1 rRNA gene is annotated in these 205 nt (G+C 51.7%); it reads right to left on the bottom strand.

What is annotated here, in order from left to right:
• Nucleotides 1-205 (bottom strand): 23S ribosomal RNA (locus tag OGV80_RS02180); the annotation flags it as partial.

The raw sequence follows: 205 nt of genomic DNA, 5'->3' as shown, positions 1-205 counted from the left end.
ATCAGCGTGCCTTCTCCCGAAGTTACGGCACCATTTTGCCTAGTTCCTTCACCCGAGTTCTCTCAAGCGCCTTGGTATTCTCTACCTGACCACCTGTGTCGGTTTGGGGTACGATTTCGTGTTACCTGATGCTTAGAGGCTTTTCCTGGAAGCAGGGCATTTGTTACTTCAGCACCGTAGTGCCTCGTCATCACACCTCAGCGTT

The sequence above is a fragment of the Citrobacter sp. Ce119 genome, assembly GCF_030334525.1.
Taxonomy (GTDB): domain Bacteria; phylum Pseudomonadota; class Gammaproteobacteria; order Enterobacterales; family Enterobacteriaceae; genus Citrobacter; species Citrobacter europaeus.
Note: the sequence above shows the minus strand (reverse complement) of the source record. Positions and strands in the feature narration are given on the sequence as shown.